Below are 17792 nucleotides of genomic sequence, written 5' to 3'. Positions count from 1 at the left end.
TCGGCCGAAGGCCGGAGGAGAAACCGCGCGACCAGCCATGAGGGCACGGCGGTCCACCGACGGCATTTCGTGGCACTCCCGGCGGAGCGCTCGGCGGTGGCCTGACGGCACACGAGGACACGACACACAGGGGGACGTGGGCAATGGCGGCCGAGCTGGTGCGCGGGCAGAACCATCCGCTCTCGCGGAACCGGATCGAGATCCGGATCTCGGCCGACGCGCCAGTCGTGGCCGGGGCCACCCTCGCCGACGAGAACGGCCGGGTACGGGGCGCCGACGGGGTGGCCCATCCGGGGGCGCCCACGCTGCCGGGGATCGAGGTCTCCCGGCAGGCGGCCGCCGAACACCGGCTGGCCGTCGACCTCGACGCCATGCCCGAGACCGTGCACCGGGTCAGCGTCCTGATCGCTCTGCCCGCCGTACCAGGCGCTCCGCTCCGCTTCGGCGCCCTCGCCGCACCGCGTGCCGCGGTCACCGGACTCGACGGTACCGATGTCGCCGGCTACACCCTCACCGGCCTGGACGCCGAGTCGGCGGTCGTCGCCCTGGAGCTCTACCGCCGCCAGGCCGCCTGGAAGATCCGCGCGGTCGGCCAGGGTTACGCGGAGGGCCTGACGGGGCTCCTCACCGATCAGGGCCTGCCGCAGGCCGCCGAACTCGCCCGCGGTATCGAGGAAGCGGTGGCACGCGGACTGGCGCGCTCGGTCCCGGCCCGCACCGCGGACACCGACCGCTCCCGGCGTACGGCCGCCTCCGTCACCGGCCCCGACCTGCCCGGCACCGCCCCCGCAACCGGGTCTCCGTACGACGTCCAGGCACCCGGTGGCAGCGCCAGCCGCCCCGCCCCCTCCGACGCGCCTGTCGATACGGAGCCGACGTCCGACGACCATGGCAGGCTCACGGCTTCCGGCGGGCCGGGCGTCCCGGCGGCCGCCACCTCCAGCGGGGGCCCCATCGACTACACGCATCCGAAGCGTCGCCAGGCGTCCCGGCCCCCGGCCCCCGAGGCCACGGCCCCTGCGGACGGGCCTGCGCCGCCGGTGGCGGGCGACGCCGTCGGCTGGTCCATGGACGAGCGGCTCTACAACCAGGTCTGGGGCATGTTCGAGGACCTGGCCCGCTCCACCGCTGCCTGTCGCAGCGCGGTCGACTTCGCCGAGTCGCGGATGGAGAAGGAACTCGACCAGGTTCTCTCCGACCCGCGCAGCCGCCTGGGCTCGGCGGGCGACGCCGCACGCGAGGCGGCCCAGGACCGGCAGGCCCAGCTGGTCGACCAGGCGCGAGCCGCGTTCGACCGGGACCTCGCCCAGCTCACCGCCGAGTCCGAGGTCGTCGAGCCCGCGCTGCCACCCGCGTACGCCCGCTGGGACAACCCGGTCTGGCACGGCTACCGGGTGCCGACGGAGACGCCGATGGCCATCCGGCTGGGCGACCTCCACCTCCCGGAGAGCGAACCCCTGTGCATCCCGATGCTGGTCCGGCTGCCGCTGGAGCGGGGCCTGTGGATCGACAGCGGCGTGCCCGACGGATCCCTGTTCGAGGAGGCGGTTGAGCTGCGGCCCCTCGCCCTGCAGACGGCGGTGGCGCTCGCGGCCCGGCTGCTCGCCGTCCATCCGGCAGGGGAGTTCGGCGTGCAGGTCATCGACCCGGCGGGTGCCGGTGCGTCGGCGTTCGCACCGTTGACGGGGGCCGGTGTGCTGGACGCGCCGCCCGCTATGGGTGCCGCCGGTGTGGCGGGCGTGCTGGGGCGGCTCACGGAGCGCGTCGACCTGGTGCAGATGGCGGTACGCGGCGGTGCGTCCGACGCGCTCCCGCCCGGCCTGGACACCTCGCGGCAGCTGCTGATCGTGAACGACTTCCCGCACGGCTTCGACGACCGGGCCGTCACCCAGCTGCGCTATCTCGCGGACGAGGGCCCGGACGCCGGTGTCCATCTCCTGCTGGTCGCCGATCGCGAGGACGCCGCCGCCTACGGCCCGTTGCTCGATCCGCTCTGGCGTTCACTGATGCGACTCACACCGGTACCGGACGATCACCTGGCCGACCCGTGGGTGGGGCATGCCTGGACGTACGAGCCCTGCCTCGTACCGCCCGGCAGCCAGGTGCTCCAGCGGGTGCTCGCCCAGGTCGCGACAGCCCGCACCAAGCGCATGTAAAGTCTCCTGACCAGGCGATTTGGTCTTTCTTTTGCCAATCGCTTTACCTTTCCTTGGTGATTGGGGTACTGTTTTCCGTACGGAGGGGAGTACTCCCTGTCTGCTGCGGCGTACCCGTCAATACGGATCCGGTCGGATCCCGGGGCGTCGGCCCGTCCCGGGTGGAAGAGACCTCCGGTAGCGCAACGCCGAATCTTTGCCGTTCACTAACCGGAGGCAACAGTGGATGTATCCGTGACCCTTTGGGTCCTCACCATCCTTGGGCTGGCCGCCCTGATCGCGGTCGACTTCTTCATCGGCCGCAAGCCGCATGACGTGTCCGTCAAGGAAGCCGGAATCTGGACCGTCGTCTGGATCGCCCTGGCCGGACTCTTCGGCCTCGGTCTGCTCGTCTTCGGCGGCGGCCAGCCCGCCGGCGAGTTCTTCGCGGGCTTCATCACCGAGAAGTCGCTGAGCGTCGACAACCTCTTCGTCTTCGTCCTGATCATGGCGAAGTTCGCCGTGCCCTCGCAGTACCAGCAGCGGGTGCTGCTCGTAGGTGTCCTCATAGCCCTGGTGCTGCGGGCCGTCTTCATCGCCGCGGGCGCCGCGATCCTCGCCAGCTTCTCGTGGGTCTTCTACCTCTTCGGAGCCTTCCTGATCTGGACCGCCTGGAAGCTGATCCAGGAGGCCCGGGCCGACCAGGAGGAAGAGGAGTTCGAGGAGAACAAGCTGCTCAAGGCCGCCGAGCGCAGGTTCGGCGTGGCCGACCGCTACCACGGCACCAAGCTGTGGATCCAGCAGAACGGCAAGCGGGTCATGACACCGATGCTGGTCGTGATGCTCGCGATCGGTACGACGGACGTCCTGTTCGCGCTGGACTCCATCCCCGCGATCTTCGGCCTGACGCAGGACCCGTACATCGTCTTCACGGCCAACGCCTTCGCGCTGATGGGCCTGCGCCAGCTGTACTTCCTCATCGGCGGACTGCTGAGGAAGCTGGTGCACCTCTCCTACGGCCTGTCGATCATCCTCGGCTTCATCGGCGTCAAGCTGGTGCTGCACGCGCTGCACGAGTCCGGCGTCCACGTCCCGGAGATCAGCATCCCGGTCTCGCTCGGCGTGATCTGCGCCGTCCTGATCGTCACCACGATCACCAGCCTGCGGGCCTCCAGGAAGCAGGCGGCGGCCGAGGCGGCGCAGGCTCGGAGCGAAGGCGCTCCGAAGGACAGCATCGACGTCTGACCACGTCGGACGTAGGAACAACCACCCGCGCAGTGGTGCGAAGCGCATTGCCGACCCACTGCTCAGGCTGCTTCCTTGGGTGGCGGAACGTCCCCGGTCCGGGGGCGCCGCCGCCCGGTGGAGGCAACCGTGACATTCGTCCAGATCATCGACTTCGAGACCGACCGCATCGACGAGATGAAGGCACTCGCCGACGAGATGGGCAGCAGGCTCGCCGGCCGCGAGAACAGCCCCACGCGCCGCCTGATCCTCCGGGACCGGAGCCGGCCAGGACGCTACCTCGGCGTGATCGAGTTCAACTCCTACGAGGAGGCCATGCAGAACAGCAACGACCCCGAGACGAGCAAGTTCGCCGAGCAGATGGCCGCCCTGTGCACCCGGCCGCCGTCCTTCACCGACTGTGACGTCGTGGACCTGACCGACTTCGCGTAATCGCCCGACCAGTCGCACCCGTACACCCCGGGGGTCGTGCCGCGCCGGCGGCAGGCCCCCGGAGCCCGAAAGGACCGGAATGCGAAGCCCGTACGCCTCTGCCACCATCGCTGCATGATCACTCGGCTCAGGTCGCTCACCACCCAGTGGACGTTCCTCGTGCCGGTGCTCGCGGTCGTCCTGCTCCTGTTCACCTGGGGCCGTAGTCTTCCCGGCGCGGTCGTCGCGCTGGTGACCGTGGTCCTCGCCGGATCGGTCCTCGCCGCGGTCCATCACGCCGAGGTCGTGGCCCACCGGGTCGGCGAACCCTTCGGCTCCCTGGTCCTCGCCATCGCCGTCACGATCATCGAGGTTGCCCTGATCGTCACCCTCATGGTCGACGGCGGCGACAAGAGCTCCACCCTGGCCCGGGACACCGTCTTCGCGGCCGTGATGATCACCTGCAACGGCATCGTCGGCCTCTGCCTCCTCGTCGCCTCACTCCGCCACGGCACCGCGGTCTTCAACCCCGAGGGCACCGGCGCCGCCCTGGCGACCGTGGCCACCCTGGCCACGCTCAGCCTCGTACTGCCGACCTTCACCACCAGCAGACCGGGCCCGGAGTTCTCCGGCGTCCAGCTCACCTTCGCGGCTCTGTCGTCACTGATCCTGTACGGCCTGTTCGTGGCCACCCAGACCGTGCGGCACCGCGACTACTTCCTGCCGATCACCCGGCAGGGCGAGGTGATCACCGCCGACGAGCACGCCTCGGCCCCGTCCGCGCGGGCCGCCTGGACCAGCCTCGGCCTGCTCGGCCTCGCGCTCGTCGGGGTCGTCGGACTGGCCAAGGGCGTGTCGCCGACGATCGAGTCCGGCGTGGCGGCGGCCGGCCTGCACCAGGCCGTGGTGGGCGTGGTCATCGCCCTGCTGGTGCTGCTCCCCGAGACCATCGCCGCCCTGCGCTCGGCCCGCCGCGACCGCGTGCAGACCAGTCTCAACCTGGCGCTCGGTTCGGCCATGGCCAGCATCGGCCTGACCATCCCCGCCGTGGCCCTCGCCTCCATCTGGCTCTCCGGACCTCTCGTCCTCGGTCTGAGCGCCACCCACATGCTGCTGCTCGCGCTGACCGTGGTGGTCAGTTCCCTCACGGTGGTGCCGGGCCGGGCCACACCACTGCAGGGCGGCGTCCACCTGGTGCTGTTCGCCGCCTACCTGGAACTGGCGATCAACCCCTAGCGGCTCCGCAGATCCTCATCCGGCGACTGGCTCGGCCACCGCCACCGGCACCGGACGCGTCTCCGGCAGCAGCACGAAGCACCCCAGACTCAGCAGTGCGATCGCCGTCAGATACGCCCCCACGGCCCAGGGCACGCGCCCGCTGTGCTCCGCCAGCGCCGTCGCCACGATCGGCGTCAGCGCGCCCCCGAGGACCCCGCCGAGGTTGTAGCCGACGGCGGCACCGGTGCACCGCACCCGGGGCTCGTACAGCTCCGGCAGGTAGGCGGCGACCACCGCGAACATGGTGATGAAGGCGACCAGGGCACCGGTGAACCCGAGGAACATCAGCAGCGGCTGTCCGGTCGCGAGCAGCGCGACCATCGGGAACATCCACAGCGCCGAGGCCGTGCACCCCACCAGGCACAGCGTCCGCCGCCCGTAGCGGTCGCCCAGCAGGGCCATCACCGGCGTGAGCGACCCCTTCACGACTACGGCGGCCATGACGCACGTCAGCATGACGGTACGGCTCACCCCGAGCCGCTCCGTCCCGTACGCCAGCGACCAGGTCGTCACCGCGTAGAACACCGCGTACCCGACCGCGAGCGCCCCCGCCGTCAGCAGCACCAGCCGCCAGTGGTGCCGTACGACCTCCGCGAACGGCATGCGCGCGGGCTCCTCGATCTCCAGGAACTGCGGACTCTCGGGGAGCGACGAACGCAGCCACAGTCCGCCCAGTGCCAGCACCCCGGCAGCCCAGAACGGCACCCGCCAGCCCCACTGCGCGAACTGGGCGTCCGCGAGGGAGGCCGACAGGGCCAGGATCACGCCGTTGGCGAGGAGGAAGCCGATGGCCGGACCGATCTGCGGAAAGCTCGACCACAGGGCACGCCGTCCGGCGGGCGCGTGCTCCGCGGTCAGCAGCACCGCCCCGCCCCACTCCCCGCCGAGCCCCAGCCCCTGCAGAAAGCGCAGCACCAGCAGCAGCACGGGAGCTGCCATCCCGATCCTGTCGTACGACGGCACGAACCCGACCGCGACCGTCGACGCGCCCGTCAGCAGCAGGGACGCGACCAGCACCGGGCGCCGGCCGCGCCGGTCCCCGAGGTGCCCGAACAGCACCGAGCCCAGCGGCCGGGCCACGAACCCCACACCGAACGTCCCGAACGCCGCCAGGGTCCCCGCGAGCGGCGAGAACGTCGGGAAGAACAGCGGCCCCAGGACGAGCGCCGCGGCCGTCCCGTAGACGAAGAAGTCGTAGAACTCGATCGCGGTCCCGGCGAGCGAGGCGGCAGCCAGCCGCAGCATCGAGGGGGACCTTACGGTGCGTGCATCATGCATGCTCCGTCAACTACCCAGGGTGATCGTGGGTTACGGGGGCGCGCGGTGGTGAGACACCCCGTGCAGGAGCCGCCGCGCACCGTGATAGACCGGACCGGGCAGCGGTCCTTCCCGGGCCGTTCGCCGTTCCCGCGGGTTTCCGCGGATTTCCCACGGACCGGAGGAATCGTGCCCCGCACCCTGGCCAACGCCCCGATCATGATCCTCAACGGGCCCAACCTGAACCTGCTGGGCCAGCGCCAGCCCGAGATCTACGGCTCCGACACGCTCGCCGACATCGAGGCCCTGTGCGTCAAGGCGGCGGCCGCGCACGGCGGCACCGTGGACTTCCGGCAGTCCAACCACGAGGGCGAACTGGTCGACTGGATCCACGAGGCGCGCCTCAACCACTGCGGGATCGTCATCAACCCGGGCGCCTACTCGCACACCTCGGTCGCGATCCTGGACGCCCTCAACACCTGTGACGGGCTGCCCGTACTGGAGGTCCACATCTCCAACATCCACAAGCGCGAGTCGTTCCGGCACCACTCCTACGTCTCCCTGCGCGCCGACGGAGTGATCGCCGGATGCGGCGTGCAGGGCTACGTGTTCGGCGTGGAGCGCGTGGCGGCACTGGTCGGCGCCGCGACCGCGGACGCGTAGCGCGTCAGAGCCGTCCGGCCTCCACGATCCGCCGCAGGAAGCGCCGGGTGCGCTCCTGCTGCGGGTCGCCGAACACCTGCTCGGCGGTGCCGCGTTCGAGTACGACGCCGCCGTCGAGGAAGCAGACCTGGTCGGCGACGTCCCGGGCGAAGCCCATCTCGTGCGTCGCCAGCACCATGGTCATCCCCTCGCCCTTGAGGTCACGGACCACGGTGAGCACCTCGCCCACCAGCTCCGGATCGAGGGCGGCGGTGATCTCGTCGAGCAGCAGCAGCCGGGGCCGTACCGCCAGGGCGCGTACGATCGCCACCCGCTGCTGCTGACCGCCGCTCAGCCGGTCGGGGTAGGCGCCGGCCTTGCCGCCCAGTCCGAGGCGTTCGAGGAGTTCCCTGGCCCGCTGCTCGGCCTCCGCGCGGGGGACGCCGTGCACCCGCCGCGGCGCCAGAGTGACGTTGTCCAGCACGGTCATGTGCGGGAAGAGGTTGTACGCCTGGAAGACCACGCCGATCCGGCGGCGCACCGCGTCGTGGTCGGCGCGCGGGTCGGTGATCTCCTCGTCGTCCAGCCAGATCGCGCCGTCGTCGATCTCCTCCAGGAGGTTGGCGCAGCGCAGCAACGTCGACTTGCCGGACCCGGAGGCGCCGATCAGCGCCGTCACCGTGTGCGGAGCGACCTCCAGGTCCACGTCCCGCAGCACGACCGAATCCCCGAACGTCTTGCGGACGGACTCCATGCGCAGCACAGGCGCGTCGCTCATATGGATCCTCCCTGGGCGCGCTGCCGGTCCATCCGGGCCGTCACCCAGTCCGTGAAACGGGTCATCGGGATGGTCAGGGCCACGAAGACCAGCCCGGCGACGATGTACGGCGTGTAGTTGAGGCTGCGCTGGGCGATGATGTCGGCCGCCCGTACGGCGTCGATGGCGCCGCCGATGGACACGAGCCCCGTGTCCTTCTGCAGGGACACCAGGTCGTTCAGCAGGGGCGGCACCTGGCGGCGTACGGCCTGGGGGAGCACCACGTACCGCAGCGCCTGCCGGTTGGTCAGGCCCAGCGAGCGGGCCGCGGCGCGCTGCGAGGGGTGCACGGACTCGATGCCCGCGCGGAACACCTCGGCGACGTAGGCGGCGTACGTCAGGGTCAGCGCCGTACCGCCCAGCAGCACGGGGTCCACGGTCACGCCCTGGAGGCGCAGTGCGGGCACCCCGAAGACCACGATCATCAGGTTGATGATCAGGGGCAGACCGCGGAAGAAGTCCGTGTACGCCGCCGCCAGCGCCCGCAGGGGGAAGAACACCGGCCCCGGCAGGGTGCGGGCGATGGCGATCAGCATGCCCAGGACCAGCACCAGCACGCCGCAGATCAGCAGCAGCCGGACGTTGAGCCACAGGCCTTCGAGGACCTTGGGGAACGCCTCGCGCGCGTACTGCCCGTCGAAGAAGGTCTCCTTGGTGCGCTCCCAGCCCGGCGCGCTGATCACGACCACGTACAGGACGACGGCCGTGACCAGGGTCGACAGCGCGGCGAGCGCGGTCGCACGGCGGGCGCGGGCGCGCTTGTAGCGCTCCCGCTCCAGCCGTCGTTCGGAGGGGGTGTAACCGTCGGTGCCCGCAGGGGCACCGGCCGACATGTCGCCCTTGTCGTCCGCGCCCTCCTGGCCGGACTCGTCCTTCGTGACCGTCACTTGAGCACCGGAGCGTCGACGGCGTCGGACAGCCACTGCTTCTCCAGCTTCGCCAGGGTGCCGTCCTTGCGCAGGGCGTCCACGGCCGACGTCACGCAGGAGGTGAGGCCGCTGCCCTTGTCCAGGACGAGTCCGAACTGCTCGGGCGTGCCGCCCTGGTTCTCGAACTGGCCGACGATCCTGGCGTTCGTCACCTGGGCCGCGGTGACGTAGAAGGCGGTCGGCAGGTCGGTGACGATGGCGTCGACCTGGCCGTTCTTGAGCGCCGAGATGGCCTGGTCGTTCTTGGAGTACGCGGCCGCCTCCTGGGACGGCTTCACCACGTCGCTGATGTAGTTCAGGCTCGTCGTGCCCACCTGGGCGCCCAGCTTGAGACCCTTCAGGTCCGCGATGCTCGTCGCCTTCGCGGCCTTGCTGCCCTTGAGTGCGATGACCGCCTGGCGCACGTCGTAGTAGCCGGACGAGAAGTCCACGGCCTTCTTGCGCTCGGTGCTGATGGACACCTGGTTGATGTCGAAGTCGAAGGTCTTCACACCGGGCGCGAACGCCTTGTTGAACGGCACGCTCTGCCAGACGACCGCGCTCTTGTCGTACCCCAGCTGCTTCGCCACGGCGTACGCGACCGCCGACTCGAAGCCCTCGCCGTTGGCCGGCTTGTCGTCCTTGAACCACGGCTCGTAGGCCGGTTCGTCCGTCGCGATGGTCAGTTTGCCGGAGGTCTGGGTGGCCAACTTGCCCTTGGCGCAGGTGGTTCCGGCCGACGAGGAGGAACCGCCGGACGCCTTGTCGTCCGGCTGCGGAGCACAGCCGACAGCGGTGGCGAGCAGGGCTATGGTGGCGGCGGCGACAGCGCGGCGCAGTACGCGCGGGGCAGGGTGCATGGCGGGAGAGTGACAGCGAACGCCGCGTTTGTCCACGTCAAGCGGGTGTTTGTCCGCATAGTGGGAACGGGTGTTGCGGCCTTGTGAACGCTCCGCACGGGGGAGCGGACACGCCGGGGCCGCCGGCCGAGGGCGGGGATCGATGACCGGCGGCCCGTACCGCGCAGGAGCCGTCATCCTGTGCGGGGCTGCCACCAGTTGACTGCGCCGTGGCGCGCGCGGGGAGCGTGCGCCGGATGCCGACGCGTGCGAACCGTTCACACGGGGCGCGCGATGAGCCTGCGCGCCCCGCGCTCACCACCGGCGCGCCCCCGCGCTCACCATCCGCGCGCGTGCCACTCCGGCAGGTGCGGGCGCTCCGTGCCCAGGGTGGTGTCGTTGCCGTGCCCCGGGTACACCCAGGTCTCGTCCGGCAGCACGTCGAAGATCTTCGTCTCGACGTCGTGGATCAGGCTCGCGAAGGCCTTCGGGTCCTTGCGCGTGTTGCCGACACCGCCGGGGAAGAGGCAGTCCCCGGTGAAGACGTGCGGATGGCCGTGCGGGTCGTCGTAGACCAGGGCGATGGAGCCCGGGGTGTGGCCGACCAGGTGGCGGGCGGTCAGTTCGACGCGGCCGACCCGGATCACGTCGCCGTCGCCGACGAGGACGTCGGTGGTCACCGGGATGCCGGGCGCGTCCTCGCGGCCCGCGTACGTCCGCGCGCCGGTCACGGCGACGACCTCGGCCAGCGCCTGCCAGTGGTCGCCGTGCTGATGCGTGGTGACGACGGACGCGATGCCGTCGTCGCCGATCGTGCCGAGGAGCGTCTCCGCGTCGTTGGCCGCGTCGATCAGCAGTTGCTCGTCGGTGGCACGGCAGCGCAGCAGATAGGCGTTGTTGTCCATCGGCCCGACCGCGATCTTGGTGATCATCAGGTCCTTGAGCTCGTGCACGTCCGCCGGTCCGCCGACCGTCACCTCTCCGCTGTACGTCATGACGGTCAGCCTATAGCGGGGAACAGGCGCCGATGCGCCCCGCGCTGCACGCGCGCTACAGCGGCGGGAGCGTGGGCAGGGCGCCGCCCTTCACGACCAGGGCCGAGCCGTCGCGGCGGCCGGCGAGCCAGCCCAGCAGATCGGCGGTGGATCCCTCGACGGCGACCGGACCTCCCGGCGCGCCGCCGCCCGTCGTCCAGACCTGGCCGCTGTCACTGCGCAGACCGGTCGACGGGACCTCCCGGTGTCCGCCGAAGCGGTCCGCCAGGAAGTCGATCTCCCGCTCGCTGAACTCCTCCGGGAGGTCCTCCAGCTCGTACCCGATCCCGAGGTCGACATGGTGCAGCTCGACCTCGGCCCAGCGGCGGAACGGCACCCGGGCCGCGCTGTCGGTGACCCCGTTGCGCAGCTCCACCGTGCGGGTCCAGTCCGCGGGCTCGGCCGCCCGGGCCCGGAACCCGGCGTGGCTCGCGCGCAGGTCGTCGAGCTGTACGTCGAGCGCGCGCGGCGCGTCCCGCTCGATGTCGGTGTCCCGCGCCTCGGCGGAGACGTACATGGGACGTCCGGCCAGGACGTTGGCGAGCGCGTCCGCGTTGCGGGCGAGGTGGGCCAGAACGTGGCCGACCGTCCAGCCCGGCAGCCGTGACGGTCGCGCGCCGGCCGCGTTGTCCAGTGCGGCGGCTGCGGTGAGGAGCCGTTCGGTCGCTTCCTGTACAGACGCCAGGTCATGAGCGTGATCAATCATGGGGCTGACAGTAGCTCCGCCACACCTTCGGGTGAAGGTTTCGCACCAGCTCCGTAAATCGAATGCGCGTGCTATATCGTCGGTGGCGGCGTCGGGCATGCTGGATGGTCCGGGATTGTTCACGCATCCAGGAATCCGAACCGGCGTTGTCAGTGGCTCCCCCTAGTCTGAAGAAGCACGGGGCCCTGCCCCTGTCACTTCTCTCAAGAAAGGTGCGGACCGGCTGTGGCCGACCGTCTCATCGTCCGTGGCGCGCGCGAGCACAACCTCAAGAATGTCTCGCTCGACCTGCCTCGCGACTCGCTCATCGTCTTCACGGGCCTGTCCGGGTCGGGCAAGTCCTCCCTGGCCTTCGACACGATCTTCGCCGAGGGCCAGCGTCGCTACGTGGAGTCGCTCTCCTCGTACGCCCGCCAGTTCCTCGGGCAGATGGACAAGCCGGACGTGGACTTCATCGAGGGCCTGTCCCCGGCGGTGTCCATCGACCAGAAGTCGACCTCGCGCAACCCGCGCTCGACGGTCGGCACCATCACCGAGGTCTACGACTACCTGCGGCTGCTCTTCGCGCGCATCGGCAAGCCGCACTGCCCCGAGTGCGGCCGCCCGATCTCGCGCCAGTCGCCGCAGGCCATCGTGGACAAGGTCCTGGAACTCCCGGAGGGCAGCCGCTTCCAGGTGCTCTCCCCGCTGGTGCGCGAGCGCAAGGGCGAGTTCGTCGACCTCTTCGCGGACCTCCAGACCAAGGGCTACTCACGCGCGCGTGTGGACGGCGAGACCATCCAGCTCTCCGACCCGCCGACGCTGAAGAAGCAGGAGAAGCACACCATCGAGGTGGTCATCGACCGCCTCACGGTGAAGGACACCGCGAAGCGCCGCCTCACCGACTCCGTGGAGACCGCGCTCGGCCTCTCCGGCGGCATGGTCGTGCTCGACTTCGTCGACCTCCCCGAGGGCGACCCCGAGCGCGAGCGCATGTACTCGGAGCACCTGTACTGCCCGTACGACGACCTGTCCTTCGAGGAGCTGGAGCCCCGCTCCTTCTCCTTCAACTCGCCCTTCGGCGCCTGCCCCGAGTGCACCGGCATCGGCACGCGCATGGAGGTCGATCCGGAGCTGATCGTCCCGGACGAGGACAAGTCGCTCGACGAGGGCGCCATCCACCCCTGGTCGCACGGCCACACCAAGGACTACTTCGGCCGCCTGATCGGCGCCCTCGCGGACGCGCTGGGTTTCCGCACCGACATCCCCTTCGCCGGGCTGCCGCAGCGCGCCAAGAAGGCCCTGCTCTACGGTCACAAGACCCAGATCGAGGTCCGCTACCGGAACAGGTACGGCCGCGAGCGCGTGTACACCACGCCCTTCGAGGGCGCCGTGCCGTTCGTCAAGCGCCGGCACAGCGAGGCCGAGAGCGACGCCAGCCGCGAGCGCTTCGAGGGCTACATGCGCGAGGTGCCCTGCCCGACCTGCCAGGGCACGCGCCTCAAGCCGATCGTCCTCGCGGTCACGATCATGGACAAGTCGATCGCCGAGGTCTCGGCGATGTCGATCAGCGACTGCGCGGACTTCCTGGGCGAGCTCAGGCTCAACGCCCGCGACAAGAAGATCGCCGAGCGCGTGCTCAAGGAGGTCAACGAGCGGCTGCGGTTCCTGGTCGACGTCGGCCTGGACTACCTCTCGCTGAACCGCGCGGCCGGCACCCTCTCCGGCGGCGAGGCCCAGCGCATCCGCCTGGCCACCCAGATCGGCTCCGGTCTCGTCGGCGTCCTCTACGTCCTCGACGAGCCGTCGATCGGCCTGCACCAGCGCGACAACCACCGGCTGATCGAGACCCTGGTCCGGCTGCGCGACATGGGCAACACGCTCATCGTCGTCGAGCACGACGAGGACACCATCAAGGTCGCCGACTGGGTCGTCGACATCGGCCCCGGCGCCGGCGAGCACGGCGGCAAGGTCGTGCACAGCGGCTCCCTCAAGGAACTGCTGGTCAACGACGAGTCGCAGACCGGCCAGTACCTGTCCGGCCGGAAGTCGATCCCGCTGCCCGACATCCGCCGCCCGCTGGACCCGTCCCGCCGGCTCACCGTGCACGGCGCCCGGGAGAACAACCTCCAGGACATCGACGTGTCCTTCCCGCTGGGTGTGTTCACGGCCGTCACGGGCGTGTCCGGCTCCGGCAAGTCGACGCTGGTCAACGACATCCTGTACACGCACCTGGCCCGCGAGCTGAACGGCGCTCGGAACGTCCCCGGCCGGCACACGCGCGTGGACGGCGACGACCTCGTCGACAAGGTCGTGCACGTCGACCAGTCGCCGATCGGCCGCACCCCGCGGTCGAACCCGGCGACGTACACCGGCGTCTTCGACCACATCCGCAAGCTGTTCGCCGAGACCACCGAGGCGAAGGTCCGCGGCTACCTGCCGGGCCGCTTCTCCTTCAACGTCAAGGGCGGCCGCTGCGAGAACTGCGCCGGCGACGGCACGATCAAGATCGAGATGAACTTCCTCCCGGACGTCTACGTCCCGTGCGAGGTCTGCCACGGCGCCCGGTACAACCGGGAGACCCTGGAGGTCCACTACAAGGGCAAGTCCATCTCCGAGGTCCTGAACATGCCGATCGAGGAGGCCACGGGCTTCTTCGAGGCCGTCCCGTCGATCGCCCGCCACCTGAACACGCTCAAGGACGTCGGCCTCGGCTACGTCCGCCTCGGCCAGTCCGCCACCACCCTGTCTGGCGGTGAGGCGCAGCGCGTGAAGCTCGCCAGCGAACTGCAGAAGCGCTCCACCGGTCGCACGGTCTACGTCCTGGACGAGCCGACCACCGGTCTGCACTTCGAGGACATCAGCAAGCTGCTGAAGGTCCTCGGTGGCCTTGTCGACAAGGGCAACACGGTCATCGTCATCGAGCACAACCTCGACGTGATCAAGACCGCGGACTGGGTCGTCGACATGGGTCCGGAAGGCGGCGCAGGCGGCGGACTCGTCGTCGCGGAGGGCACCCCCGAGGAGATCGCCGCCGTCCCGGCCAGCCACACCGGCAAGTTCCTGCGCGAGATCCTCGGCGCCGACCGCATCAGCGACGCCAGCTCGGTGAAGGCACCGCGCAAGGCGCCGGCGAAGAAGACGGCCGCGGCGAAGAAGACCGTCGCGGCGAAGTCGACGGCGAGAAGGACGGCGACCGTCACCACCGCCGACGGCACAGCCACGAAGAAGGCGGCCGGGGTCACGAAGAAGGCGACGCCCGCGAAGAAGACGACGCGGACCCGCAAGGCCTGAGCATCCGCCCGCGCACCTGCTCCGGCAGATCCAGGCAAGTCCAGGCAGACCCGGCGGATCCAGTCGGATACCGGCGGATCCGATGAAACACGGCGCCCCACGGGAACTTCCCGCGGGGCGCCGCTCGTTCCACGATCAGCCGCCCGATTCCCGCGGCCACGACGGACCTTGACCCCTCAACAGCGAGTCAGAGAGAGAAGCCTTCGAGTTCGGAGGCGTACGGCGGTTCCGCGCCCGCCCGGGAGCATGTGATCGCGGCCGCCCGCGCCGCGAATCGCAGCAGCCCCGTCCAGCCGTCGGCGCCCAGTCCCAGGAGCGCCTCGGCGGACAGGGCGTCCTGAGCGGCCAGACCGTGCAGCAGGGCCGCGTTGACCGTGTCACCGGCGCCGATCGTGTCCACGACGGTGACCTCCTCACCGGGGACGGCGTACACGGTGCCGTCGCGGGTGAAGGCACTGAGACCGTCGCCGCCGTGGGTGATCACCACGGCCGAGGGACCCGCCGCCAGCCATTCGTGCGGGGTGCCGCCCAGCCACAAGGCGTCCTCCTCCGAGAGCTTGAGGAGAGTCACCGAGGGCAGCCAGCTCTTGAAACGGGCCCGGTAGGCGTCCGGATCCGCGATCAGGCCCGCCCGGATGTTCGGGTCGAGCGCGGTGAACAGGCCCTGCCCGGCCGCGTCGCGCATCAGCTCCTCATAGGCGCTCGCCCCCGGTTCCAGGACGAGCGAGAGCGTGCCGAAGGAGACCGCCCGGGTCGTGGCGGGGAGGCCGGCGGGGGTGGTGAACAGGCGGTCGGCCGTGCCCTCGACGTAGAAGGAGTAGGAGGCGGAGCCCCGCGGGTCGATCGTGGCGGCCGCGAGGGTGGTCGGCTCCGGGCCGCGCTCCACCAGGGCGACGTCCACGCCCGCCCACCGCAGCCCGTCCAGCAGGGCCTCGCCGAAGGCGTCACGGGAGGCCCGGGAGCAGAACGCGGTGGGGGAGCCCAGGCGGCCGAGGGCCACGGCCGTGTTGTACGGGCCGCCGCCGAGCGCCGGCTGCAGGGCCGCGAGGGCACCGGTGCCCTGCGGTACGAGGTCGATCAGTGCCTCACCGGCGACGACGATCACGAGAGGATTCCTTTCCCGGGGTGCCAAAGGTGCGAGAAGTGCGAGAGATGCGAAAGACGCGAGAGGTGCCAGGGGTATTGGCGGAGCCAGGGATCCTGGCGGGGCTAGGGGTCCTCGGGATCGGGGCTGCCAGAGGTGTCCGCGGCCCTGTCCTCCTCCTGGCACCCGCACGACGTCCGGTGCACGAAGGCGCAGGGCAGCCGTACGGTCCGGGCGGGCCGGTCGGGTGAGGCCAGCCGTTCCAGGAGCACCCGGACCGCCTCGGCGCCGAGTTCCCTGCTGGGCTGGGCGATGGCGGTGAGCCGGGGCGAGAAGAGGTCGGCCCAGGCGAAGTCGTCGAAGCAGCACAGGGCGATGTCGTCCGGTACGGAGAGGCCCCGCGCCCGCAGAGCGCGCAGGGCGCCGATGGTCATCGCGTTGTTGGCGGTGACGAGTGCCGTGGGCGGGGCGGCGAGCGACAGCAGGGCGGCGGTGGCCTGCTCGGCGCCCGAGGATTCCGAGTTGCCGGGGACGACCAGGTCCTCGTCGAAGGGCAGCCCGGCCGCGGCCAGCCCCTGCCGGTAGCCGGCGACCCGCTCGCCGGTGGTGCTCAGCCCGGGCAGCCCCGCGACCAGGCCGATCCGGCGGTGCCCGAGACCGCCGAGGTGGGTGACGAGCCGGGCCATCGGCCCGGTGTTCTCGGCGCAGACCTGGTCGAAGGGCAGGGCGGTGTCCGCGGGGCCGTCGATGACCCGGTCCAGGAGGACGGCCGGTACGGCATGACGGTCGAGGTAGGCGAGGAGCGCGCGCGGGTCGGCGGAGGGGGCGACGATCAGGCCGTCGACGCGGCGTTCGTGGAGAAGCTGCACGACTTTGCGTTCGTGCTCGGGGTCGTCGTGCGGGTCGGCGATGAGCAGGCTGTAGCCGTGTTCCAGGACAGCGGCCTCGACGCCCTGGAGGATCTCCGTGAAGTAGGGGTTGCTGATCGCCGACACCGCGAGCCCGATGGAACGGGTGCGGGACGTGACCAGGGAGCGGGCGAGGGTGTTGGGCGTGTAGCCCAGTTCCTCGATGGCGTCGAGCACGGCCTGACGGGTGTGGGGCAGCACCGGGCGGGTTTCGTTCAGCACATGGGAGACGGTCGCCACGGAGACACCGGCGCTCCGGGCCACGTCGGCCATGGTGGGCATGAGGCTCCCCTGGTCGTTTTCCGCTTTGGGCAAGGGCTCCCGGGTTGTTCCGGCCGGGCTGCCGGGTCCCGCTCGGTCCGCCGTGCCCCCTTCGGCCGGGAAGCTACCCCATCGGACACGGCCGCGTAAACGCTTACGCAAGCGTTTACGTCCTTTGGGGTGGGTCAGGGAGCAGACCGGACTGTCCCGGACAGGGGCTGCCTTGGGCAGGGGCCGCCCCGGACAGGGACTACCTCCGGCAGTGACTACCTCGGACAGGCCTGCCGCCTCGCACGGGACTGGCGCAGGCGCGACCGCCCCAGACCAGACCGCCCCCACCCGAAGCGGGACGATCCGCCCGGGTAGTGTCGTCTCGCACGGTCCCGGACGGCTGCATCCCGCCGCTGTTCCGGGCTGTCACGGTCCGCACTCCGGCGGTAGCCCCGCAGCGCCCTCTCCGGCGCCCGCCCGGCACTGCCCCCGGGCTGCCGTCCCGCATCGCCCCGATCCCCGCGATCCCCTCAATCCCTCTGATCCCCCTGGAGCCCGCCGTGTCCGCCCGCCCCTTCGCGAGTCGCCGTACCGTCCTGCGCGGAGCGGCCGTCACATCGGTCGCCGGACTGGGGGCGGCCGCCTGCAAGGCACCCGGCGGTGCGGCCACGGCCGAGGCCACGCCGACCGCGCCGGTCGACCTCGGGGCCGAGAGCGAGGTCGACAAGGGCGGCGCCAGGCTCTACCGGGAGCACAACGTGGTCGTCAGCCGGTCCGCCGACGGCGCGCTGAAGGCGTACAGCACGATCTGCACGCACGCGGGGTGCCCGATCGACAAGCTCCAGGGCACGACGCTGGTCTGCCCCTGCCACGGCAGCGAGTTCGACGCCGTGACCGGGAAGGTGGTGCGGTCGCCGGCCACGGAGCCGTTGAACGAACTGCCGGTCAAGGCGGCGAACGGTCGGATCGTGGCGGGACCCGGCGCCTGATCCGGGGCCGGGTG

Annotated in this window: 15 protein-coding genes; 7 read left to right on the top strand and 8 right to left on the bottom strand. The window is 70.8% G+C overall.

The genetic code is table 11. The annotated features are described in order from the left end of the window. Positions 1-143: 143 nt before the first annotated feature. From ACFZB3_RS20950 to ACFZB3_RS20935, 4 genes are all read left to right on the top strand, one after another. Entirely contained in the window at positions 144-2156 is a 2013-nt protein-coding gene (locus tag ACFZB3_RS20950) for a TerD family protein (protein ID WP_391377141.1), read from the top strand. A gap of 222 nt (positions 2157-2378) precedes the next feature. Further along, on the top strand, positions 2379-3380 hold the full coding sequence (locus tag ACFZB3_RS20945; RefSeq protein WP_391377140.1) for a TerC/Alx family metal homeostasis membrane protein: 1002 nt from the start codon (positions 2379-2381) through the stop codon (positions 3378-3380). Positions 3381-3509: 129 nt separating this feature from the next. Further along, entirely contained in the window at positions 3510-3812 is a 303-nt protein-coding gene (locus tag ACFZB3_RS20940) for a hypothetical protein (protein WP_391377139.1), read from the top strand. Between the two features lie 114 nt (positions 3813-3926). Then, positions 3927-5027, top strand: coding sequence for a calcium:proton antiporter (locus ACFZB3_RS20935; RefSeq protein WP_391377138.1), 1101 nt, complete (start codon positions 3927-3929; stop codon positions 5025-5027). A gap of 15 nt (positions 5028-5042) precedes the next feature. Here ACFZB3_RS20935 and ACFZB3_RS20930 read toward each other — a convergent pair whose 3' ends face one another. Continuing rightward, the gene (locus ACFZB3_RS20930) at positions 5043-6314 is read right to left on the bottom strand and encodes an MFS transporter (RefSeq protein WP_391377137.1); all 1272 of its coding nucleotides are present in this window, start codon (positions 6312-6314) and stop codon (positions 5043-5045) included. 201 nt (positions 6315-6515) lie between these two features. On the opposite strand from ACFZB3_RS20930, the gene aroQ reads away from it, so the two are divergent. Beyond that, positions 6516-6989 carry a type II 3-dehydroquinate dehydratase gene (aroQ, locus tag ACFZB3_RS20925; protein WP_391377136.1) on the top strand — a complete coding sequence of 158 codons (474 nt, stop codon included), beginning with the start codon at positions 6516-6518 and terminating at the stop codon, positions 6987-6989. Positions 6990-6993: 4 nt separating this feature from the next. On the opposite strand, the gene ACFZB3_RS20920 is transcribed toward aroQ, so the two are convergent. The 5 genes from ACFZB3_RS20920 to ACFZB3_RS20900 all read right to left on the bottom strand — a co-directional run bounded on the left by ACFZB3_RS20920 (position 6994) and on the right by ACFZB3_RS20900 (position 11272). Next, positions 6994-7746, bottom strand: a complete 753-nt coding sequence (locus ACFZB3_RS20920; protein WP_391377135.1) for an ATP-binding cassette domain-containing protein — start codon at positions 7744-7746, stop codon at positions 6994-6996. Next, positions 7743-8672 carry an ABC transporter permease subunit gene (locus ACFZB3_RS20915; RefSeq protein ID WP_391377134.1) on the bottom strand — a complete coding sequence of 310 codons (930 nt, stop codon included), beginning with the start codon at positions 8670-8672 and terminating at the stop codon, positions 7743-7745. The genes ACFZB3_RS20920 and ACFZB3_RS20915 overlap by 4 nt, the downstream gene beginning before the upstream one ends. Beyond that, positions 8669-9553 carry a transporter substrate-binding domain-containing protein gene (locus ACFZB3_RS20910; protein ID WP_391377133.1) on the bottom strand — a complete coding sequence of 295 codons (885 nt, stop codon included), beginning with the start codon at positions 9551-9553 and terminating at the stop codon, positions 8669-8671. Before ACFZB3_RS20910 ends, ACFZB3_RS20915 begins: the two co-directional genes overlap by 4 nt. 317 nt (positions 9554-9870) lie before the next feature. After that, entirely contained in the window at positions 9871-10527 is a 657-nt protein-coding gene (locus ACFZB3_RS20905; RefSeq protein WP_391377132.1) for an MBL fold metallo-hydrolase, read from the bottom strand. A gap of 55 nt (positions 10528-10582) precedes the next feature. Further along, entirely contained in the window at positions 10583-11272 is a 690-nt protein-coding gene (locus ACFZB3_RS20900) for a maleylpyruvate isomerase family mycothiol-dependent enzyme (protein WP_391377131.1), read from the bottom strand. Positions 11273-11497: 225 nt separating this feature from the next. On the opposite strand from ACFZB3_RS20900, the gene uvrA reads away from it, so the two are divergent. Continuing rightward, positions 11498-14545: an excinuclease ABC subunit UvrA gene (gene uvrA, locus ACFZB3_RS20895; protein WP_391377130.1), complete on the top strand. Its 3048-nt coding sequence runs from the start codon at positions 11498-11500 to the stop codon at positions 14543-14545. 187 nt (positions 14546-14732) lie between these two features. Here uvrA and ACFZB3_RS20890 read toward each other — a convergent pair whose 3' ends face one another. Continuing rightward, positions 14733-15650 carry a PfkB family carbohydrate kinase gene (locus ACFZB3_RS20890; protein WP_391377129.1) on the bottom strand — a complete coding sequence of 306 codons (918 nt, stop codon included), beginning with the start codon at positions 15648-15650 and terminating at the stop codon, positions 14733-14735. A gap of 104 nt (positions 15651-15754) precedes the next feature. Continuing rightward, positions 15755-16819 carry a substrate-binding domain-containing protein gene (locus ACFZB3_RS20885; protein WP_391377128.1) on the bottom strand — a complete coding sequence of 355 codons (1065 nt, stop codon included), beginning with the start codon at positions 16817-16819 and terminating at the stop codon, positions 15755-15757. A 530-nt stretch (positions 16820-17349) separates the two neighbouring features. Here ACFZB3_RS20885 and ACFZB3_RS20880 point away from each other — a divergent pair. Continuing rightward, positions 17350-17778 carry a Rieske 2Fe-2S domain-containing protein gene (locus ACFZB3_RS20880; protein ID WP_391377127.1) on the top strand — a complete coding sequence of 143 codons (429 nt, stop codon included), beginning with the start codon at positions 17350-17352 and terminating at the stop codon, positions 17776-17778. Positions 17779-17792 lie beyond the last annotated feature (14 nt).

The sequence above is a fragment of the Streptomyces sp. NPDC008092 genome (assembly GCF_042957285.1).
Classification (GTDB): domain Bacteria; phylum Actinomycetota; class Actinomycetes; order Streptomycetales; family Streptomycetaceae; genus Streptomyces.
This window is presented reverse-complemented; position numbering and strand designations above follow the sequence as displayed.